Source organism: Nonomuraea cavernae, from assembly GCF_040655715.1.
Taxonomy (GTDB): Bacteria; Actinomycetota; Actinomycetes; order Streptosporangiales; family Streptosporangiaceae; genus Nonomuraea; species Nonomuraea cavernae_A.
In genome coordinates this window covers 1-19,279 of the sequence record NZ_JBFAKL010000046.1, presented here as the reverse complement: position 1 = coordinate 19,279, position 19,279 = coordinate 1, and the positions used below count along the sequence as shown (strand labels likewise).

Annotated in this window: 24 protein-coding genes; 14 read left to right on the top strand and 10 right to left on the bottom strand. The window is 71.2% G+C overall.

The features are described from left to right. Positions 1 to 9 precede the first annotated feature (9 nt). From AB0I38_RS39210 to AB0I38_RS39185, 6 genes are all read left to right on the top strand, one after another. Positions 10 to 1,665 (top strand): amidohydrolase, encoded by a 1,656-nt coding sequence (locus tag AB0I38_RS39210; protein WP_358495231.1) that lies wholly within the window; start codon positions 10 to 12, stop codon positions 1,663 to 1,665. Continuing rightward, the gene (gene mtnA / locus AB0I38_RS39205; RefSeq protein WP_358495226.1) at positions 1,658 to 2,629 is read left to right on the top strand and encodes an S-methyl-5-thioribose-1-phosphate isomerase; all 972 of its coding nucleotides are present in this window, start codon (positions 1,658 to 1,660) and stop codon (positions 2,627 to 2,629) included. The genes AB0I38_RS39210 and mtnA overlap by 8 nt, the downstream gene beginning before the upstream one ends. A 49-nt stretch (positions 2,630 to 2,678) precedes the next feature. Next, a complete protein-coding gene (mtnB, locus tag AB0I38_RS39200; protein WP_358495219.1) occupies positions 2,679 to 3,326 on the top strand; it encodes a methylthioribulose 1-phosphate dehydratase in 648 nt (215 codons plus the stop codon). Positions 3,327 to 3,370: 44 nt separating this feature from the next. After that, the gene (locus AB0I38_RS39195) at positions 3,371 to 3,916 is read left to right on the top strand and encodes a 1,2-dihydroxy-3-keto-5-methylthiopentene dioxygenase (RefSeq protein WP_358495214.1); all 546 of its coding nucleotides are present in this window, start codon (positions 3,371 to 3,373) and stop codon (positions 3,914 to 3,916) included. After that, positions 3,913 to 4,665, top strand: a complete 753-nt coding sequence (gene mtnC / locus AB0I38_RS39190; protein ID WP_358495211.1) for an acireductone synthase — start codon at positions 3,913 to 3,915, stop codon at positions 4,663 to 4,665. The genes AB0I38_RS39195 and mtnC overlap by 4 nt, the downstream gene beginning before the upstream one ends. Before the next feature lie 82 nt (positions 4,666 to 4,747). Continuing rightward, positions 4,748 to 5,089, top strand: coding sequence for a hypothetical protein (locus AB0I38_RS39185; RefSeq protein WP_358495208.1), 342 nt, complete (start codon positions 4,748 to 4,750; stop codon positions 5,087 to 5,089). A gap of 23 nt (positions 5,090 to 5,112) precedes the next feature. Here AB0I38_RS39185 and pyrF read toward each other — a convergent pair whose 3' ends face one another. Then, entirely contained in the window at positions 5,113 to 5,919 is an 807-nt protein-coding gene (gene pyrF, locus AB0I38_RS39180; RefSeq protein WP_358495205.1) for an orotidine-5'-phosphate decarboxylase, read from the bottom strand. A gap of 140 nt (positions 5,920 to 6,059) precedes the next feature. On the opposite strand from pyrF, the gene AB0I38_RS39175 reads away from it, so the two are divergent. Beyond that, positions 6,060 to 6,536, top strand: coding sequence for a DUF2283 domain-containing protein (locus AB0I38_RS39175; RefSeq protein ID WP_358495200.1), 477 nt, complete (start codon positions 6,060 to 6,062; stop codon positions 6,534 to 6,536). Between the two features lie 132 nt (positions 6,537 to 6,668). After that, the gene (locus AB0I38_RS39170; RefSeq protein WP_358495196.1) at positions 6,669 to 7,463 is read left to right on the top strand and encodes an HAD family hydrolase; all 795 of its coding nucleotides are present in this window, start codon (positions 6,669 to 6,671) and stop codon (positions 7,461 to 7,463) included. Positions 7,464 to 7,531: 68 nt separating this feature from the next. On the opposite strand, the gene AB0I38_RS39165 is transcribed toward AB0I38_RS39170, so the two are convergent. Beyond that, positions 7,532 to 7,810 (bottom strand): hypothetical protein, encoded by a 279-nt coding sequence (locus tag AB0I38_RS39165; RefSeq protein ID WP_358495191.1) that lies wholly within the window; start codon positions 7,808 to 7,810, stop codon positions 7,532 to 7,534. 135 nt (positions 7,811 to 7,945) lie between these two features. After that, entirely contained in the window at positions 7,946 to 8,170 is a 225-nt protein-coding gene (locus AB0I38_RS39160) for a hypothetical protein (protein ID WP_358495187.1), read from the bottom strand. Between the two features lie 356 nt (positions 8,171 to 8,526). Between AB0I38_RS39160 and AB0I38_RS39155 the strand changes: the two genes are divergently transcribed. After that, positions 8,527 to 8,898: a hypothetical protein gene (locus AB0I38_RS39155; protein WP_358495183.1), complete on the top strand. Its 372-nt coding sequence runs from the start codon at positions 8,527 to 8,529 to the stop codon at positions 8,896 to 8,898. Positions 8,899 to 8,934: 36 nt separating this feature from the next. Here the strand turns inward: AB0I38_RS39155 and AB0I38_RS39150 are convergent, their stop codons facing one another. Then, positions 8,935 to 9,594 (bottom strand): endonuclease V, encoded by a 660-nt coding sequence (locus AB0I38_RS39150; RefSeq protein WP_358495179.1) that lies wholly within the window; start codon positions 9,592 to 9,594, stop codon positions 8,935 to 8,937. Between the two features lie 108 nt (positions 9,595 to 9,702). Between AB0I38_RS39150 and AB0I38_RS39145 the strand changes: the two genes are divergently transcribed. The 5 genes from AB0I38_RS39145 to AB0I38_RS39125 all read left to right on the top strand — a co-directional run bounded on the left by AB0I38_RS39145 (position 9,703) and on the right by AB0I38_RS39125 (position 15,411). Continuing rightward, complete coding sequence (locus tag AB0I38_RS39145) at positions 9,703 to 10,824, top strand: alpha/beta hydrolase (protein ID WP_358495175.1); 1,122 nt, start codon at positions 9,703 to 9,705, stop codon at positions 10,822 to 10,824. Between the two features lie 94 nt (positions 10,825 to 10,918). After that, entirely contained in the window at positions 10,919 to 11,569 is a 651-nt protein-coding gene (locus AB0I38_RS39140; protein ID WP_358495170.1) for a maleylpyruvate isomerase N-terminal domain-containing protein, read from the top strand. A gap of 36 nt (positions 11,570 to 11,605) precedes the next feature. Continuing rightward, the gene (locus AB0I38_RS39135) at positions 11,606 to 12,913 is read left to right on the top strand and encodes an FAD-dependent oxidoreductase (protein ID WP_358495166.1); all 1,308 of its coding nucleotides are present in this window, start codon (positions 11,606 to 11,608) and stop codon (positions 12,911 to 12,913) included. A gap of 73 nt (positions 12,914 to 12,986) precedes the next feature. Continuing rightward, positions 12,987 to 14,600: an AMP-binding protein gene (locus tag AB0I38_RS39130; RefSeq protein WP_358495163.1), complete on the top strand. Its 1,614-nt coding sequence runs from the start codon at positions 12,987 to 12,989 to the stop codon at positions 14,598 to 14,600. 70 nt (positions 14,601 to 14,670) lie between these two features. Next, positions 14,671 to 15,411: a sulfite exporter TauE/SafE family protein gene (locus AB0I38_RS39125; RefSeq protein WP_358495159.1), complete on the top strand. Its 741-nt coding sequence runs from the start codon at positions 14,671 to 14,673 to the stop codon at positions 15,409 to 15,411. Positions 15,412 to 15,496: 85 nt separating this feature from the next. On the opposite strand, the gene AB0I38_RS39120 is transcribed toward AB0I38_RS39125, so the two are convergent. The 6 genes from AB0I38_RS39120 to AB0I38_RS39095 form a co-directional block, all read right to left on the bottom strand. Further along, positions 15,497 to 15,892 (bottom strand): RidA family protein, encoded by a 396-nt coding sequence (locus tag AB0I38_RS39120; protein WP_358495153.1) that lies wholly within the window; start codon positions 15,890 to 15,892, stop codon positions 15,497 to 15,499. After that, complete coding sequence (locus tag AB0I38_RS39115; protein ID WP_358495148.1) at positions 15,889 to 16,470, bottom strand: helix-turn-helix domain-containing protein; 582 nt, start codon at positions 16,468 to 16,470, stop codon at positions 15,889 to 15,891. Before AB0I38_RS39115 ends, AB0I38_RS39120 begins: the two co-directional genes overlap by 4 nt. Before the next feature lie 205 nt (positions 16,471 to 16,675). Next, complete coding sequence (locus AB0I38_RS39110) at positions 16,676 to 17,659, bottom strand: hypothetical protein (protein WP_358495145.1); 984 nt, start codon at positions 17,657 to 17,659, stop codon at positions 16,676 to 16,678. A gap of 204 nt (positions 17,660 to 17,863) precedes the next feature. Next, positions 17,864 to 18,541, bottom strand: a complete 678-nt coding sequence (locus AB0I38_RS39105) for a type 1 glutamine amidotransferase (protein ID WP_358495141.1) — start codon at positions 18,539 to 18,541, stop codon at positions 17,864 to 17,866. Next, on the bottom strand, positions 18,534 to 18,665 hold the full coding sequence (locus AB0I38_RS39100; protein ID WP_358495136.1) for a hypothetical protein: 132 nt from the start codon (positions 18,663 to 18,665) through the stop codon (positions 18,534 to 18,536). Before AB0I38_RS39100 ends, AB0I38_RS39105 begins: the two co-directional genes overlap by 8 nt. 28 nt (positions 18,666 to 18,693) lie before the next feature. Beyond that, positions 18,694 to 19,279: hypothetical protein (locus AB0I38_RS39095; RefSeq protein WP_358495133.1), on the bottom strand; the 586-nt coding region annotated here is incomplete at its 5' end.

Sequence of the window (19,279 nt, the reverse complement as noted above, 5' to 3'; positions counted from 1 at the left end):
GTGCCTGCCATGCCAGCGGATCTCGTCCTCCTCGGCGGCCGGGTGCACGCGCCCGGCTACCCGTGGGCCGACGCGGTGGCGGTGCGGGCCGGCCGGATCACGGAGATCGGCACCGTCGCCGACCTCCGCCCGGCCATCGGCCCGCGCACCACGGTCATCGACACCACCGGCCGGCTCGTCCTGCCCGGCTTCCACGACGCGCACGCGCACCCCGTGGCCGCCGGGCTCCAGCTGAACCGCTGCGAACTCGGCGGCGCGGCGAGCGCCGCCGACTGCCTCGACCTCGTCGCCGCCCACGCCGCGAGCCACCCCGGCCCGTGGATCCTGGGCGGCGGCTGGGTCGGCACCCTGTTCCCCGGCGGCGCGCCGCACCGCCGCGACCTCGACCGCCTCGTCCCCGACCGGCCCGCCTACCTGCTCGACAGCGACCAGCACAACGCCTGGGTCAACAGCGCCGCCCTGGCGCTGGCCGGCATCGACGCCACCACGCCCGACCCGCCCGGCGGGCGCGTCGGCCGCGACCCCGGCGGCGAGCCCGACGGCCTCCTGCACGAGAGCGCCGCCGAGCTGGTCGGCCGGCTCACCCCACGCCCCTCGGCCGACGACCTGCTCGCCGCGCTCACCACGGGCCGCGACGTGCTGTGGTCCTGCGGCGTCACCTCCTGGCAGGACGCGCTCGTCGGCCCCTACCTCGGCCTGCCCGACACCTTCGGCACCTACCTGACCGCCGCCGAACGCGGCCTGATCGACTGGCGAGTGGCCGGAGCGCTGTGGTGGGACCGCGACCGCGGCCCGGAGCAGGCCGACGACCTGGCCGAACGCCGCGCCGTCGGCCGAGCCGCCGGCTTCCGCGCCACCCACGTCAAGATCATGCAGGACGGCATCTGCGAGAACCGCACCGCCGCCCTCTTCGAGCCCTACCTCGACGGCGGCGGCAACGGCCAGGAGTTCCTGGAGCCGCAGGACCTGGCCGACGCGGTCGGCGCGCTCGACCGCCGCGGCTTCCACGCGCACATGCACGCCGTCGGCGACCGGGCCGTCCACCACTGCCTGGACGCCGTGGCCATCGCCCGGGCCAGGAACGGCCGCCAGGACACCCGGCACCACATCGCGCACGCCCAGGTCATCAGGCCCAGCGACGTGCCCCGCTTCCGGCGGCTCGGCGTGGCCGCGGCCGTGCAGCCGCTGTGGGCGGCGGCCGTGCCGCCGATGACCGAGAACATCATGCCCGCGCTCGGACCGCGCCGGTCGGGCTGGCAGTATCCGTTCGCCGATCTACTGCGCTCCGGCGCCCGCCTGGCCGCCGGCAGCGACTGGCCCGTGAGCAGCCCCGACCCGCTGCACGGCATCCACGTCGCGGTCAACCGCACCCCGGCCACGCTCAGCGCGCCCTGGCTGCGGGAGGCGGCCCACGTACCGCCGTTCCTGCCGTACCAGTCGATCCCGGTGGAGGCGGCCCTCGCCGCCTACACCATCGGGTCCGCCCACCTCATCGGCGTCAACACCGGCATCATCGCCCCTTCCCGCCCCGCCGACCTGGTCGTCCTCGATCGCGACATCCTCACCTGCCCCACCGGGGAGATCGAGTACGCCGAGGTCGAGCTCACCTTCGTCGCCGGCCGGGTCGTGCACTCCCGGCAACCCGCTTGGAGTCATCGTGGATAGATCCATCACCTGGGACGACGGCGCCATCGTGGCCGTCGACCAGCGCGCCCTGCCGCACGCGTACCGCACGCTCCACATCACCACCACCGGCCAGTTGATCGAAGCCATCCAGGAGCTCGCCATCCGCGGCGCGCCCGCCCTCGGTGTGGCGGGCGCGCTGGGCGTGGCGCTCATCGCCCGCACCACCCCCGGCCACCGGGCCGCCACCGCGGAGGCCGAACGGCTGGCCGAGGCCCGGCCCACGGCCGTCAACCTGGCCCGCGGCGTGCACGGCGCCCTCGGGCTGCTCGACCGCGGGCCGGACGCGGTGCTGGCTCACGCGCTCGACCTGCTCGCCGACGACGAGCGGATCAACCGGGAGGCCTCCGCACGGGCCGCCGACCTGGTGCTGCGGCTGTGCGAACGTCGCCCGCTGCGCCTGCTCACCCACTGCAACACCGGCCGCCTGGCCACGGTCGCCTGGGGCACCGCCCTCGGCACGATCAGGACACTGGCCGAGGCGGGACACGTCGGCGAGGTGCTCGCCGGGGAGACCCGGCCGCTGCTGCAGGGAGCCCGGCTCACCACCTGGGAACTCGCCGAGGCCGGCATCCCCTACCGGCTCTGCGCCGACTCCGCCGGCCCCTTCGCCATCGGATCCGGGCTGGTCGACTGCGTCCTCGTCGGCGCCGACCGCGTCGCGGCCAACGGCGACGTGGCCAACAAGATCGGCACCTACGCCCTGGCCGTCGCCGCCGCCCGCCAGAAGATCCCGTTCATCGTCGTCGCGCCCGAGTCCACCGTCGACGAGAGCACGCCGGACGGCGCCCGCATCGTCATCGAGGAGCGCGGCGCGGACGAGGTCACCTCCTTCGGCGGGCTGCCCACGGCCACCCCGGGCAGCGCGGTCTACAACCCGGCCTTCGACGTCACCCCGGCCGACCTGGTCACCGCCGTCGTCACCGAGACGCGGGTGCTGTCCTGACCTCCTCCCCACGTCTCAAGGCGGAGGTCACCACACTCAAGGAGGTTCGATGACCGTCCAGGCGCCGCCCCACCTCGGCGACTCCATCGCCCGCGTCGCCCGCGGCCTCTACCTGCGCGGCTGGATGGAGGGCACGGCCGGCAACATCTCGGCCCGGCTCCCCGGCCGCCGCGGGCACGCGCTCATCACCGCCAGCGGCCTCAGCAAGGGAGAGCTGACCTCGGACTCCGCGGTCGAGGTCGAGGCGGACACCGGACGCCCGGCCCGGCCCGGCGGCCCGCGCCCGTCGGCGGAGACCGTGATCCACGCCGCCCTCTATGACGGCGTGCCCGGCTGCGAGGCGGTCGTGCACGCCCACCCGCCGTACTCCACCCTCGTCGCCGCCCAGGCGGCGCGGCGCGGCGCGGACCATGTGAGCTTCGCCGACTTCGAGATCATCAAGGGGCTGGGCGGGCGCGACCCCTTCGACGTCACCGTCCCGGTGTTCCGCAACTGGGCCGACGTGCCGCGCATCGCCGCCGACCTCACCGCCTTCCTCCGCCGTGAGGGCGACGCCGCCCCACCCGTGCTGCTCATCGCGCACCACGGCGCCACCGCGTGGGGACCCGACCTGGAGACCGCCCGCAACCGGCTGGAGTGCCTCGAACTCCTGTGCCGCCTGCACGTGCTCGACCGGCGTGACCGGCTCGACCGGTAGGCCCGCTTGGCCCGCTTCACCCGTAGAACGATCGGAGCTGAACGATGTCCCTCTTGCAGATCATGACCGAGGACGGCGACGTCCTGGTCCGCACCAGCGAACCCACCCGGATCGCCGCCGAGCTGGCCGGGCGGGGCGTCGCGTTCGAACGGTGGGAGCTCAGGGAGTCCGGCGACCCGCTCACCGCCTACACCGAGGAGATCGCCGCCCTGCGGCAGACCGGCGGCTACCGGCTGGTGGACGTCGTACACCTGGACGCCGACGAGGTCGACCCGGACACCGCCCGCGCAGCCAGAGCCAAGTTCCTCGACGAACACGTGCACGACGAGGACGAGGTGCGGTTCTTCGCCGACGGCTCCGGCTGCTTCTACCTGCATCTCGGCGACCGGGTCTACGCGGTCGTGTGCGAGGCCGGCGACCTGCTGTCCGTCCCGAGCGGCACCCGCCACTGGTTCGACACCGGCGCCACCCCGCGCTTCACCGCCGTCCGCTTCTTCCAGGAGGAGGACGGCTGGCTCGCCGACTTCACCGGCGACCCCATCGCCCGGCGCATCCCCACCCTCGACGAGCTGCTGGAGGCGACCCCGTGATCAGGCACGTCGTCCTCGACATCGAGGGCACGACCAGCTCGCTGTCACATGTGCGCGAGCAACTGTTCCCCTACTCGCGCCGCCGCGTCCACACCTGGCTGCGGCGCCCCGAGTCGGCCCGGATCGTGGCCGAGCTGCGCGACTTCCTGTCCCAGCCGCGAGCGGACGTGCGCCGGCTCGGGCACCAGCTCGTCAGGTGGATCGACGACGACGTCAAGGTGCCGCCGCTCAAGACACTGCAGGGCCTCATCTGGCAGGAGGGCTTCGCCTCCGGCGAGCTGACCTCCCACGTGTACGACGACGTGCCGGCCACCCTGGAGAGCTGGCGCGAGCGAGGGCTGACGCTGCACGTCTACTCCTCGGGGTCGCGGCTCGCCCAGCGGTTGTGGTTCCGGCACACGCAGCACGGCGACCTACGCGGGCTGTTCCGCGACAACTTCGACACGGTCGTACCGGGACCCAAGACCGACCCCGAGTCCTACTTCACCATCGCGTCGTTGCTGGAGGCCGACCCCGCGAGCATCGTTTTCCTGTCCGACTCGGTGCGCGAACTGGACGCGGCGCGGGCCGCCGGCTGGTGGACGGTCGGGGTGCGCCGCGACGGCGACGGGGAACCGTTCGACGGCGGCCATCCGTGGATCGCCACCCTCGGCGAGCTGGACCTCACCACCGACCTCCACCACGCCCTCACCGCCCAGCATGGAGGCACGCTCACCGCTCAGCACGGCGGCCCGGTGCCCGGCCCCTGACGGCCGCCGCTCGCCGGGCCCCTGACGGCCGGCGCTCGCGGGGTCCCGCATCACCCGGCGCGATCCGGGCAGGTGGGGAATCATGAGCGAGAATCCCCAGGACCTGCCCGACGCCCCGAACGGGCTCGGCGGCGAGAGCGACGTGGTCGCCGAGCGTTCCGGCGCCGACACGCCGAAGGCCCCCCGCCCGATCCCCGCCGACCCAGCCGAGGCCCGCGACGAGCCCGACCCAGCCGAGGCCCGCGACGAGCCCGGCCCGCCCGAGGGTTCCGGCCCGCCCGACGGTCCGCCCCAGCCTGGTGACGAGGAGCCCGCCGACCAGAACGGACGGCCCGAACCGGGGGCAGCGGAGGAACCAGATGGGAACGGGAACCCCGCCGCCGGCGAGCCGGAGGTGCGGCCGGACACCGAGCCGACGGGCTGAGCCGTACGAGCAGGTGGACGCGGTCAGGGGGACAGGTGGTGGGCGCAGTCGTCGCGGTAGCGCAGCGTCAGGTCCCTGATCTTCTCCGGGTCGGCCAGCACGGCACGCGACACCGATGGCACGACCATGTGCCGTACCCGTCCGAACAGGCGGGCCAGGTCGGCGGGAGAGGCACCCTGAGCGCCGAGCCCCGGAGCCAGGATGGGCCCGTTGAGGTCGTCGAGCGGATGATCGACGGACGGCAGCGTGGCGCCGACGACCACGCCGACCGGGCCGAGCGGCGCGCGGCCCGCGTTGGCCGCCGCGACGCCGTCGAAGATCTGCCCGGCGACCTTCGACTGCAGCGTGGCCGCCTCGGGGTTGGAGGTGCGGGCCAGCACGAAGACGCCGGCGTCGTTGGCGATCGCCGAGGTGATCGCGCCCTCCAGCGAGCTGAAGCCCAGGTAGGGGCTGAGCGTCACCGCGTCGACCGCGAGCGGGCTGCCGTGGTCGAGGTAGGCCTCGGCGTAGGCGGCCATCGTGATGTCGATGTCGCCCCGCTTGGCGTCGAGCAGCACCAGCGTGCCCGCGTCGCGCAGGTCGGCGATGATCACCTCGAGCACCGCGATGCCGCGGCTGCCCCAGCGCTCGAAGAACGCCGACTGCGGCTTGACCACCGCCGCGACGTCGCCCACGGCGTCGACCACCGTGCGGCTGAAGCGCTCCAGCCCGGCGGGCGAGTCGTCGAGGCCCCACGCCTCCAGCAGCTCCGGGCTCGGGTCGATGCCCACGCAGAGTGGTCCGTACTTGTCGAGCCTGGCTCTCAGCCTGGTCCCGAACGGCTCATACATCACTGTGCCCCCCTCACGGACGTACGCAGAGTAATCCGGGCCGGCCATCTGCTGGAAGGCTTTCGACCATGGCGGTATGGAACTCACGGTACCCATCCGGGCAGTCTTGCGGGCCGCACGGCCGGGGTAGATGATCCTTCATGTACGAGATCGCCCGCCGCACGCTGACGCTCGCCACCGAGCCGCCGGGTGAGGTGATCGTCGCGGTCGGGCTGCCCGTCGAGGAGCCGACGGGAGAGTGGTCGTGCCCCTACCGCATCGACGGCCTGGCCGGCTGGGAGCACGAACGCAAGGTCACCGGGGTCGACGCCCTGCAGGCGCTGGAGCTCGTGCTGGTGATGGTGCGGGCGGCGCTCGCCGGCTCGCACGAGTTCAAGGAAGGGCTGCTGTGCTGGGACGAGGAGCCCGGCGGGCGGCGGGCGCAGACGGTCCACGTCAGCTGGGACAAGGACGCGGACGTCGCCTACATCGCGTTGAAGAGCGAGCTCGTGCCGGGCGAGGCCGTACGCCAGGAGACGGTGGACGACGTCGTCCTCGACTACGGCGACTCGGGTGAGCTGCTCGGCGTCGAGTTGCTGAACGCCACGACCCTGCTGCCGTCCGAGCTGCGCGTCTGACCGGCCGGCGACAGGCGATCGGGGGCGACCGGGGGCGGTCGGGGGCGGTCGGGGGCGGTCGGGGGCGGTCGGGGGCGGTCGGACCGCGACCGGCATCGGCGGCGAAGCGGTCGGAGCCTGGATAATCGAGGGGTGCTTCCTCCCCGCATCGTGGCCACAGACCTGGACGGCACCCTCCTCGACTCCACCGGCTCCGTCTCCCCGCGCACCCGCCGCGCGCTCCACCTGGCCCGCGAGGCCGGGGCGGAGATCGTGTTCGTCACGGCCAGACCCCCGAGGGATGTCGACCCGATCGCCGAGACGGCAGGGGTCGGCGGCACCGCGATCTGCAGCAACGGCGCGATCGTGTACGACGCGGGCGCCCGCGAGATCGTCACCCGCCACGACCTCGACCCCGGCACCGCGGCGCGCATCGCCGACACGCTGGCGGAGGCGCTGCCCGGAGTGGCGTTCGCGGCCGAGACGGGCAGGCGCGTGCTGGGCGAGCCGGGCTACGTCACGCAGCACGCCCATGACCTGGCCCACTACCACGAGGTGCCCACGATCCGCGACGCGGGCGAACCCGTCGTCAAACTGCTGGCCTGGTCGGCGGCGCACACGGTCGACGAGATGTTCACCGCGGCCGTGGCCGCCGTCGAGGGACAGGCGGAGGTCACCCACTCGGGCGGGCGCGGCCTGCTGGAGATCAGCGCGCCGGGCGTGACGAAGGCGGGCACGCTGGCCGCGATCTGCGCGGCGCGCGGCGTCGAACCGGCCGAGGTGACGGCGTTCGGCGACATGCCCAACGACCTCGCGGTCCTGGCGTTCGCCGGAGCCGGCTACGCCATGGCCAACGCCCATCACCTGGTGCTCGCGGCCGTCGAGCGCCGCACACTGTCGAACGACGAGCACGGCGTGGCCGTCGTCCTGGAACGCCTCTACACCTGACCGCGGTCAGCGGGCCGGATTGGCTCGCCGAACGGTTGCGACTCCCCGGCCTGTGAGGCCAGCCGAGGTCATGGCCGGTGGGCGAGGACTTCCCTGACCCGGCTGTGCTGATCGACCATGGCGGCCAGCCCCGCGTCGATGAAGCGTAGGCATTCCACGATCGCGTCGTGGTCGGCGACCAGGTGACGGTGGTGGATTGCTCCGTGGTGGGCGATCTTGTTACGGAACACGCGCAGGTAATCGACCTTCTGGTGCAGGTCACGGCGCCGCCCTCGGTGGCCGGGGAAGGCGCGGTGTAGAGCAGGCCGCCACAGCCGCTGGTCGTAGCCGTCGCCGCGGCCGAGCAATGATACGTAGAAGCCGAACGGCAGTTCCTCGGTGACGAGGTGCGCATCAGCTGGCAGGCCGGTGCGCTGGATCTGCTGCTCAGCCTCGTCGATGCGTCGGCGGGCGCCGTAGGTCAGCTGCGTTCCGGCATGGTTCTACCAGTCGTCTCGGCGGAAGTGGGCGACAAGCTCACGGGTCATGACGCTGCGCATGGCGAGCTCCAGGTACTGCAGAGGCCCGTAGAAGGCCTCACTGATCTCGGTGTTCCAGCAGTGCAGCCGTAGTGCGGCGACCGGGTCACTCGCGCAGCGCAGCTCGTATTCGGCCAGGCGGATCGGGGACAGTAGGGCACTCAGCCGCCTGGCCTCGGAGCGCTGCATAGGGCCGCCGTTCCGTTGAGGGGACTTTCGGGGGGATGTTGAGGGTGGTACGGTCGGCTCATAAGCCCCGGTTTTGCCTCTGCCTCGCATGCAGCCGGGGCACAGCCATGTTAGGGCCGATCTCTGCCATCAGGCCGTCGAACGACGAGCACGGCGTGGCCGTCGTCCTGGAACGCCTCTACACCTGACCGGACCAGCTCTGGCCGCCGCATGACGGGTGTGACGCCCGCTCTGCGTCAGGAACCTGGTAGGCGTCGTACGACCAGGGGAGTAGTGCGATTGACGACAAGGGGTGGATGCTCAGGGGGGCGGCTGAGCCCGATCATGGGGGACTTCACGAGTCTAAGGAGAGTCCAGTGGTCACCCAGGTCGCGCAGAGGAGCGGATACCTGACCGCGTTCAGGATCGTCGCCGCGCTGAGCATGCTCTCGGTGCTCGGCCAGGCGGTGACGGCGGGGCAGCTGATGAGCGGCGTCACCGATGCCGCGCACGGATCGGGCGCCACGGTCGTGCACGTGCTGGGGCTGGCACAGCTCGTCGTGGCCGTGCTGTTGTGGCGGCCGGGGCGCGGGGCGGGCTGGCCCGCGCTGGTCAGCCTGGCGGTGCTGCTGCTCGGGGCCGTCCAGTCCATGCTGGGCGGCATGGGCCAGGTGTCCCTGCACGTGCCGCTCGGGCTGACGCTCTTCGGGCTCAGCGTGTGGCTGGTCGTCTGGTCCTGGCGCCGCTGAGCGGCCGTCCGGACATGAGGTCGCGCCCCGAGGGAGTCAGCTGCCGTGGCGGGCGAGATGGTCGGCCTTGCGGACGGGGTCCGGGAGGCGGAAGCGGGGGGCGAGGCGCAGCACCTGGTCCGTGACCGTGTCGAGGTCGATGCGGTGGCCCTGCGAGACGTACACCGGTTTGATGGCCCGTTGCGTGCGCAGCGCGCGGCCGACCGTGGAGTCGTCCAGCAGGATCGGGGTCCACGAGCCGCGCTCCCGGCCCGGGGTGGTGTGGGTGCCGACGAAGGGGGTCTTGGCGACGCCGAGCGAGGGCAGGCCGGTGAGCACGCCGATGTGGCAGGCCAGCCCGAACCCGCGTGGGTGCGCCAGGCCGTACCCGTCGCAGACCAGCAGGTCGGGCGTGACGGTGAGGCGTTCGAGGGCCTCCACCAGCGCCGGTAGCTCGCGGAAGGCGAACAGCCCGGGAACGTACGGGAAGGTCGTCTTGCCGTGCACCACGACCTGTTCCACCACCGACAGTGTGCCGGGGTCGAGCACCACCACGGCGGCGGTCAGTTCGTCGTCACCGTGGTAGTGCACGTCGAGGCCCGCCACCAGGGTGAAGTCGGTGGGCCCGGTCGGTTCGACGTGAACGCGGAGGCGGTCCTGGACGGCCTCCGCCTCCGCGACGCTCGTCGGCCAGGGGTGAAGCTGATTTACACGCACCGGGCCAACCTACGCGATCTTCCGAAACCGCTGTCGCGCAGGCGGTGACTTCACGTGGTCTGGACGAACAACGGCCCATCGGCGACATGTTCTGTAGTGTCGGGATTCATGAGGGATGCCGTGGTGGTCGTCGGACCGGGCCTGGTCGCCGATCCCGCCCTGCTCGGCGAGGCCGCCGAGCGCGAGTTCGCCGCTCTCGGCGTGCGGGGCACGATCGTGCACGCACGGGACGCCGCCGAGGTCCGCTCCTGTACGGCACGCGCCGGAGACTCCGGCACCGCCGTCGTCGCCGTCCCGGGACCCACGCCCCAGGCACGGGAGCTGATGGGCCGGGCAGCCGGGCCGGTCGTCTGGCTGGACCTGGTCCGGGCGGACGACACCGAGGTGGGGGAGGGCGCGGTCCACCTGCACGGGCGCGGGGTCGAGGGCCTCGCCTGGGCCATCCGCCACGCGGTGCACCGGCTGAGCCATCCCCGACGCCGCGTCCCGTACGGGGAGCACCGCGACCAGTGGGCCGACCTGTACCTTCCGGCGCTCCCGGCAGATCCGCCGGCGGCGGATTCGGCGGGGATGGCGGCCTCGGCGGGGGCGCCGGTCGCGGCGCTGGTGCACGGCGGCAACTGGCGTTCGGTGTGGGCCGCCGACCTCATGGACGCGCTCGCGCTCGACCTCGTCGACCGCGGTTTCGCCGTCTGGAACCTCGAATACCGCCGCCCCGACCCGCACGGCTGGCAGGCGACCACCGACGACGTGGCCGCCGGCCTGAACGCGCTGGCCGACGTGGACGCGCCCGTCGACCTCGACCGCGTCGCCGTGGTGGGCCACTCGGCCGGGGCCCAGCTCGCCCTGCGGGCCGCCGCCGACGGAGCGCGGGTCTCGCTGGCCGTGTCGCTCGCGGGGATCCTCGACCTGGTCGAGGCGGACCGGCGCTGGCTCGGCTCGGGTGCCGTCGCCGCCGCCCTCGGCGCGCGCACGGACGCCGGATCGCGACTGTACGGCACCGCCAGCCCGCTGCTCCGGCTGCCGCTCAAGGTGCGCCAGCTGGTCGTCCAGGGCTCCGGCGACGAACTCGACCTCGTCGACTTCGGCCGCCGGTACGCCCGGGCTGCCCGCGAGGCCGGAGATGAGGTGACGTACCTGGAAATGTCCGGCGATCACTTCGCTGTGATCGACCCCCGAGCCCCCATCTGGCGCACCACCGCTCTCGCCATCACCGAAACACTCCGCTGACGCCCACGGCCGCACGCACCGGCCGCGCGCACCGCGCCCGTCAGGCACCGCGACCTGAGCGGTGAGGCCGGCCGCTGGGCGATAAGGTTCAGCCATGCCCGAACCCTCCCAACCCGCACCCCCGCCGGTGACCGCCGACGACGTCGGCCAGGCCGTGCGACTCGCCGTCGAGACGCTCCGCGACGCGCCGCCGCAGGCGTGGGACGGCAAGGCCGGCACCCTGGAGTGGGACTGCTGGGAGACCGTCGAGCACCTCAGCGACGACCTGTTCGCCTACGCCGTCCAACTCGGCCCCAAGATCCCGCCCATGGACGGCGAGGTGCCGTTCGTCTGGGAGAGCCGGCGGCCCGGCGGCCCGAAGAACGCCATTCACGCCGACCGCGCGGCGGGACCGGCCGGGCTGCTGCAGGTGCTGGAGGCGAGCGGCGCGCTGCTGGTCGCCATGGTCCGCACGACGCCGCCGGAGGTCCGGGCCCACCATGGGTTCGGGGCGGCGGATCCGGAGGGTTTCGCCGCGATGGGCATCGTGGAGACCCTGGTGCACACCCATGACCTGGCCGAAGGGCTCGGCCTGAGCTGGGAGCCGCCCGCCGATCTGTGCGAGCGCGTGCTGGCCCGGCTGTTTCCCGACGCCCCGCGCGCCCCCGACCCCTGGCTCGCCCTCCTGTGGGCGACCGGCCGCGCCGACCTGCCCGGCCGCCCTCGTCTCACCACCTGGCGTTGGTACGGCGAGCCCCGGGCATAGCTGGACATCGCCGCCGCTTCGCCGTACGAAGAAGGGGTGGAGGTCACGATCGTCGGCGCGGGCCTGGTCGGCTGCCTGCTCGCCTGCTTCCTGGCCCGTCGCGGCCACCGCGTCATCCTGTACGAACGCCGCGACGACCCGCGCGAGCGGGGCGCTGAGCGGGGCCGGTCGATCAACCTGGCCGTCTCCGCGCGCGGCATCGACGCGCTGCGCCGCCTCGGCCTCGATCGTGAGGTGCTCGGCGAGGCGATCCCGATGCCTGGCCGGATGATGCACGCGCCCGACGGCGCCCTGACCTTCCAGCCCTACAGCGCCGACCGCGGCCACGCGATCAACTCCATCGGCCGCGCCGACCTCAACAGGAGGCTGCTCGACGCCGCCACCGCCCTGCCCGGGGTCGAGGTGCGCTTCGGGCACCGGCTGACGGGCCTGGACGAGCGTACCGGCGACCTGGAGTTCGAGCCGGGCGCGACGACCGTCAGGGCGCGGGTGGTGATCGGCGCCGACGGCGCGCGCAGCGCGGTGCGCGCCACGCTGCAGGCGCTGCCAGGCACGGACTTCCGCCAGGAGTACCTCGACTACGGCTACAAGGAGCTGAGCATCCCGGCACGCGACGGCGCGTTCGCGATGGAACCGGGGGCGCTGCACATCTGGCCGCGCGGCCGGTCCATGATGATCGCGCTGCCGAACCCCGACCGCTCGTTCACCTGCACCCTGTTCTGGCCGCACGACCAGCTCGCCGCGCTCGACGACCCCGACCGCATCAGGGCGCACTTCGCCGAGCACTACCCCGACGCCTGCGACCTGATGCCGGACCTCGTGCCCGCCTACCAGGCCAACCCCGTCGGCCACCTCGTCACCGTGCGCTGCTCGCCGTGGCACGTCACCACCGCCGGGATGACGGTCGGCCTGGTCGGCGACGCCGCCCACGCGATCGTGCCGTTCTACGGGCAGGGCGCCAACTGCGGCTTCCAGGACTGCGTCGAGCTCGACCGGTGCCTCGACGAGACCGGCGACGACTTCCCCCGGGCGTTGGAGCTGTTCGAACGGCGCAAGGCCGACACCGACGTGATCGCCAGGCTGGCGCTGGACAACTTCGTGGAGATGCGCGACAAGGTCGGTTCCCCGCTGTTCCTGGCGGGCAAACGGGCCGAGCACGCGCTCGAACGGCTGCTGCCCGGCAGGTACGTCTCCCAGTACGAACTCGTGTCGTTCACCACCACGCCGTACGCCGAGATCGAACGCCGCGTCGCCCGCCGGCGCCGCCTGGTGGCCGCGGCCGGTGCCGCCATGCTCGCGATGGGGGTGACCGCGGGCCTCGCCCGAGCGGTGAGGCGCCGGTGAACGGCCTGGTCCCCACCACCCGGCGCGAGTGAAGGGCTGGCGTGCACGGCAGGAGCGGGCCGAGACTGTGGGCATGCTCTCGTACTCCAGTGCCACCGCGCAGACCCCGCTCCTGGGCGAGACCATCGGCGAGAATTTCGAGCGGACCGTGTCCCGTTTCCCCGACCGGGAGGCCCTCGTCGACGTGCCCACCGGGCGGCGGTGGACCTACGCCCGGCTCAACGACGACGTCGACCGGCTCGCCCGCGCCCTGCTGGCCAGAGGCATCGCCAAGGGCGACCGGGTGGGCATCTGGGCCCCGAACCGCGCCGAATGGATCCTCGTCCAGTACGCCACCGCCAAGATCGGCGCCATCCTGGTCAACGTCAATCCGGCCTACCGGAGCCACGAGCTGGAGTACGTGGTCAAGCAGTCGGGCATGCGGCTGCTGATCAGCGCCCTGACGCACAAGACCAGCGACTATCGGGCGATGGCCGACGAGATCGGCTTCGCCGCGACCGTCTACCTGGACGACCCGACCTGGGACACGCTGCTGGCCGAGCAGGCGCCCCCGGCGGCGCTGCGGGACCGGATGGCCGGCCTGGCCTTCGACGACCCGATCAACATCCAGTACACCTCCGGCACCACCGGCTTCCCCAAGGGCGCGACGCTGTCGCACCACAACATCCTCAACAACGGTTACTTCGTCGGCGAACTCGTCCACTACACCGAGAATGACCGGGTCTGCCTGCCGGTGCCGTTCTATCACTGCTTTGGCATGGTCATGGGCAATCTGGGCGCGACGTCCCATGGAGCCTGCGTGGTCATCCCCGCGCCGAGCTTCGAACCCGAGGCGACGCTGCGGGCCGTACAGGAGGAGAAATGCACCTCCCTGTACGGCGTGCCGACGATGTTCATCGCCGAACTGGCGCTGGCGCGGGGGTTCGACCTGAGCTCGCTGCGGACCGGCATCATGGCCGGCTCGCCCTGCCCGGTCGAGGTGATGAAACGCGTCGTCGGCGAGCTGAACATGCGCGAGGTCGCCATCTGCTACGGCATGACCGAGACGTCCCCGGTGTCCACGATGACCAGATCCGACGACGATCTGGCCCGCCGTACCGAGACCGTGGGCCGCGTGATGCCGCACGTCGAGGTGAAGATCGTGCACCCGGAGACCGGCCTGACCGTGCCGCGTGGCGAACCGGGCGAGCTGTGCACCCGCGGTTACTCGGTCATGCTCGGCTATTGGGACGAGCCGGACAAGACCGTCGAAGCCATCGACGCCGCCCGCTGGATGCATACCGGCGACCTGGCCACCATGGACGACGACGGCTACGTCAACGTGGTCGGCCGGATCAAGGACATGGTGATCCGCGGCGGCGAGAACGTCTACCCGCGCGAGATCGAGGAGTTCCTCTACCGCCACCCCGACATCGCCGACGTACAGGTGATCGGCGTGCCCGACGAGAAGTACGGCGAGGAGCTGATGGCCTGGGTCGTCCTGCGCGAGGGCACCGGGCCGTTGACCGCCGAGGGGGTCAGGGAGTTCTGCGCGGGGCGGCTGGCCCACTACAAGATCCCCCGGTACGTGCACGTCGTGGACACGTTCCCGATGACGGTCACCGGCAAGATCCGCAAGGTGGAGATGCGCGAACGCGCCGTCGACCTGCTCGGGCTGCACACGGCAGCGGACGTGCGCAACGCGTGACCCGATCGCGACGGCCCGGCCGCCGAGGCCCTGCCGTGTGGGGCGATCGGACACGGCCTAGCATGTCCAGGTGATCGTCGGAGAGGTCCTGGGCCTGCTCGGGGTGGGCGTGGCGGCCGGGGTGGTCAGCACGGTGGTCAGCCTCGCGTCGATCGTGTCCTACCCGGCACTGCTGGCCTTCGGGCTGCCGCCGCTGACCGCCAACGTCACCAACACGGTGGCGCTGGTGTTCACCGGCCTGGGCGCGGCCTTCGGTTCCCGGCCGGAGCTCACCGGCCAGGGCGTCCGGGTGATCAGGCTCGGCTGGGTCACCGCCCTGGGCGGGGCGACGGGGGCGTTCCTGCTGCTGGTGACGCCGTCGCGGACGTTCGAGCTGATCGCGCCGTGGCTGATCGCGGCGGCTTCCCTGCTCCTGGTCCGCCCCCCGTCGGGTCGTCCCCACGGGGAGCACGGGGTGCTCATGCGGATCGCGCTGTTCGCCGTGGCGATCTACGTCGGTTACTTCGGCGCGGCGGGCGGCATCCTGATGTTCGCCGTGCTGAGCGCCATGTTCGACCAGTCACCAGCCAAGTCCAACGCGCTGAAGAACGTGCTGTCCGGGCTGGCGAACGCGGTGGCCGCGGCCGGGTTCGCCCTGTTCGGGCCGGTCGACTGGGGTGCCGCGCTGCCGCTGGCCGCCGGGTTCCTGGTGGGCGGCTGGCTCGGCCCGAAGATCGCCCGTCGGCTGCCCGGCCAGAGCCTCCGTTATCTGGCCGCTGCTTGTGGCCTCGCTGTCGCAGCCAAACTCGGCTACGACTCGTACACGGGTTGAACGGACATCCGGTTACACGAAGGCTCCGCTTATGGGCGAACCGCAGGACGAACTCCTCCAGCGAGGCGCCCCGGGTCCCGCCGGTCTATCCGTCGACGGCGATCGCCTCGATCTCCAGCAGCCACTCCTCGGTGTAGATGTCGGTGATGATGACGGTCAGCGCCGGCGTGTGACCGCCGAGGATCTCCGTACGGATGCGCGAGTTGGCCTCCCGGTATCGGCGGTCGGACAGGTAGATGGTCACCTTGGCGAGGTTGCGCACGCCCATCCCGGCCTCGGCCAGCACCGCGAGCACGTTGCGCCAGGTGATCCGGCACTGGGTGTCGAAGCCCTCGGGGACCTTCCCGTTCTCCGCCCAGGGCACCTGACCGCTGACGAACACCATGCGGCGCGCCCCGGTGACCATGGTGCCGTGCGTGTAGTCGCCGGGCGCCTGCGGCAGGAACGCCGGGTCGAGCGGGCGGATGTCCAGAGCGGTCACAGATCCTCCAGGACTGCGTGATGATCGTCGATGGTTACCTGCATCGCGGTGTAGTAGACGCATTCGACGTCGCCGGGATTGGCGAAGGCGTGCGTGCAGTCACCGGCGTAATAGAGGGCGTCCCCGGCGTCGAGGGTGTGGGACACGCCGTCGAGCGTCACGGTGAGCCGCCCCGCCTCGACCGCGACGTACTCACGCGAGCCGGGAGCGTGAGCCGCGAACGCTCCGATCACCACGCCCGGCGGCACGGTGGTGCGGATGAACTCGAACTCGACGCCGGGCAGGTTCGGCGACAGAACGCGCCGCTGCCAGCCGGTGGCGTCGCGGATGACCGGCTGCTCCGCCGCGCGCAGCATGATGACCCGTTCGGGCTGTTCCTCGCCGAGCAGCCGGGACACGGTGACGCCGAGCGCGGTGGCGAGCCGAGCCAGGACCAGCACGGTGGGCAGCTTCGCCCCGCGCTCGATGTCGGAGATCATGCTGCGGCTGACCTCGCTGCGGCTCGCCAGCTCGTTGAGGCTGAGCCCGTGACGGCGGCGCTGCGCGTGCAGCCGAGCGCCGAGCCCTTCGACATCCACGTCTTCCACTATAGAGGATGTATTCCACCAAAACGGCAACCATCCAGGGCGCTGGGGCTCGACCATGAGCGCTTCGGCTCCTGGAGGCGGGACGACTGGATGCGCGCAGTCTGATGCGAGTCGATGTGTGATCGCCGCTGTGACGCCTTATCATCGCGCCGATGAATAAATGTATCGCCCCTCGATCGGCGAGCAGATATATTCGCTATTCATTGTCCAGTTTGCTGTAGGAGAGACCGTTGAGCTGAGTGCTCTTCGGCCACAGGAAAGGGTGGCACGTTCGGCCGTCTTCGTCTAGCTCGCAGTTCTTGGTGACACCGATCACGTACATGGTCTTCACGTGGCTCTTCTTCAGAAGTTCGCGAAGAAGTATCGGATTTGACTCGGCCTCGATGTAGCCATAGATCTTACCCGTGTTCGACGATTCAATGAGACGGTCGTACGACAGCCCGAACTGCCGAAGCGTGGAATCATCGTCAGGGCTCAGCGTGGAAACCCATGAGCGAAATTCCTCGGTCAAAGCGTGGCTATTTCCTGAGCAGCCCTGGCAGAACATCGTGATCCGGCTGTCCCAATAAACCGTCGCCCGGTCTGTGGCAGGCGCGAAGAGGGCATTGGTAAAAGTAATATAACCCTTGTTGCGGATCTGTTCGGCGGTCATGGGCTTCGCAAGCTCAACAAGGGCTGTCACTCCCTTGGTCCGCCCGGCGCCGCTGAGAATACGGTCTATTTCCCGCTTCGATGAGGTGCCGTTCAGGGGCGAGCCCATACGTCGCACCGCCGATCTCAAGGCGAATGCTTCTCCGGGCATTGGGGCGGAGCCATGAATTGCTACAGATTTGTCCATGGGTGTTCGATCGGCAGGATGCGAGAAGTGGTTTTGCCCCGTATCACTGTTCTGTCGAATCGCCACGGTGGCGTAATCGTTCACGAAGGGATCGACCCGCCATGACGGTCTGACGTCCATCTCAATGGCCAGCTCTCCGAAGGAGCGTAACGCGGGAACATTCCCACCGTGCACAGCGTACTCGGGATTTGTGGCCCTGAACGCATTGGCCACCACATATCCATATCGTCTCAGCTGGGCCATATCTTGTTCCAGCTCATCGGCTGATGGCTCCGATGTAGTGCATGCGCCAAGGAGTAACGCGCCTACCATTGCAGTAGCCGCGACCAGAACAAGTCGCATATGTCCGACCTCCGCATCACGCCGTCAAACGTGATGCTCGGGACGTTGAGTCCACAGGCAGCCCGCTTGTGCTTATGCTGACCATGTTCGATCAATCTCCGGCCACAGCCTCCGCTGTCTGCCGCATATCCGTATCGTTGGCTCCTGACCGGCCTTCGCTTCAAGCTTCTGATGCGGTTTCGTCACGCTCCCGGTGTCCGGTGGTCATACGAGCTTGGCGAAGCGGGTGGTGACCTCGTGCCAGATCGGTGTGGAGACCGGCTCGTCGGCCACCGCTCCGGCGTAGACCTCGTCGGGGTCGAAGCCGGCGACCTCCCACTGGCGGATGCGTTCGGGCACCACCTCGGGATGGAACTGCACGCCCCAGGCCAGATCGCCCACCCGGAACGCCTGGTAGGGACACGCGGCCGTCTCGGCCAGCCAGACCGCGCCGGGCGGCAGCCCGGTGATCGCGTCGACGTGGTGCTCGATGGCGGGCACCACCGGGGGCAGGTCGCGGAACAGCTCGTCACCGGCGGCTTCGGGCCGGATCGTGACCGGGACGCTGCCGTTCTCCGGAGCGCCCACGTCGCCCGTCACCTCGCCGCCGGCCACCTCGGCGATCATCTGGCCGCCCAGGCAGATGCCGAACAGCGGCACGTCCTCGGCCAGGGCCTGGCCGACCAGAGCCCTGGTCGGCGCCAGCCACGGCGCCCGGTCGTCCTCGCCGGGCAGGTAGCCGCCGCCCAGCATGACCATCGCGTCGTGTCGGAGTTTCGCGGGCACGGGGTCGCCGTCGTAGGCGTGGCGCACGTCCAGCCGGAGCCCGGCCTCCTCCAGCCAGCGGCCGAACCGGCCGGGGCCGCCGCTACGGCTGTTCTGCACGATCAGGACGTCACGCACCGAGCTTGCCCGCCTTCCGGACGCCGATCCGCCCGTTCGTGGCGGGCGGGGTCGCGGTGGTGTCGGGCGCGGGCACGCGGTCCGCGAGCGGGATCAGGAAGTCGTCGATCTTGGTATCGCGCATCTCGGCATTCTGCCAGGCCGCGCACCTGTCAATCGCGGTGCATCGGCCGCGTGGCGTCCTCCGGCGGCGGCTGACGGTACGACGGTCCTGGAGCGTGCTGCGGCGGGGCCGGATCCTGGCGCGCCGAGCCCTGGTACGGCTGCCCCTGGCCCTGATAGGACGGGCCCTGGTTCTGATAGTGCTGCCCCTGGTACGACGGGCCGTGGTCGTGGCCCGGCGAGTAGTGGCCGGGCGTAACCACCGGCGGACGCGCGGACCGCCAGCGCGACGGGAAGGCCGACACCACGAGCAACGCGACGCCGAGGAAAAGGAAAAACCCGGTGTAGGTGAGGGTCAGGTACCCGGACTGGAACTGGCCGCCGATCCACTCCCGGGGTAGCGAGAACAGCCTGAACGTCTCCAGGATCGGCACGACCCCGAATCCGGTGAACATGAGCCCGCCGAGGAGGGAGGAGATCGGAGACAGTCGTGAGCCGGTCAGGAGGGCGAGCAGCACGCCCGTGACCACGAGGACGCCGAGTCCGGTCCAGGAGGTGGCGAACCGCTGGAAGTTGAAGGTGACCTCGGTCACTCCGTACATCAGACCTGCGGCGATCAGCGGAGGGAGGACCAGT

Coding starts and splice junctions, on each gene's coding strand:
- AB0I38_RS39210 (WP_358495231.1), top strand. CDS start 10: ATGCCAGCGGATCTCGTCCTCCTCGGCGGCCGGGTGCACGCGCCCGGC.
- mtnB (WP_358495219.1), top strand. CDS start 2,679: ATGACCGTCCAGGCGCCGCCCCACCTCGGCGACTCCATCGCCCGCGTC.
- AB0I38_RS39195 (WP_358495214.1), top strand. CDS start 3,371: ATGTCCCTCTTGCAGATCATGACCGAGGACGGCGACGTCCTGGTCCGC.
- AB0I38_RS39185 (WP_358495208.1), top strand. CDS start 4,748: ATGAGCGAGAATCCCCAGGACCTGCCCGACGCCCCGAACGGGCTCGGC.
- pyrF (WP_358495205.1), bottom strand. CDS start 5,919: ATGTATGAGCCGTTCGGGACCAGGCTGAGAGCCAGGCTCGACAAGTAC.
- AB0I38_RS39175 (WP_358495200.1), top strand. CDS start 6,060: ATGTACGAGATCGCCCGCCGCACGCTGACGCTCGCCACCGAGCCGCCG.
- AB0I38_RS39160 (WP_358495187.1), bottom strand. CDS start 8,170: ATGCAGCGCTCCGAGGCCAGGCGGCTGAGTGCCCTACTGTCCCCGATC.
- AB0I38_RS39145 (WP_358495175.1), top strand. CDS start 9,703: ATGAGGGATGCCGTGGTGGTCGTCGGACCGGGCCTGGTCGCCGATCCC.
- AB0I38_RS39140 (WP_358495170.1), top strand. CDS start 10,919: ATGCCCGAACCCTCCCAACCCGCACCCCCGCCGGTGACCGCCGACGAC.
- AB0I38_RS39130 (WP_358495163.1), top strand. CDS start 12,987: ATGCTCTCGTACTCCAGTGCCACCGCGCAGACCCCGCTCCTGGGCGAG.
- AB0I38_RS39110 (WP_358495145.1), bottom strand. CDS start 17,659: ATGCGACTTGTTCTGGTCGCGGCTACTGCAATGGTAGGCGCGTTACTC.
- AB0I38_RS39100 (WP_358495136.1), bottom strand. CDS start 18,665: ATGCGCGATACCAAGATCGACGACTTCCTGATCCCGCTCGCGGACCGC.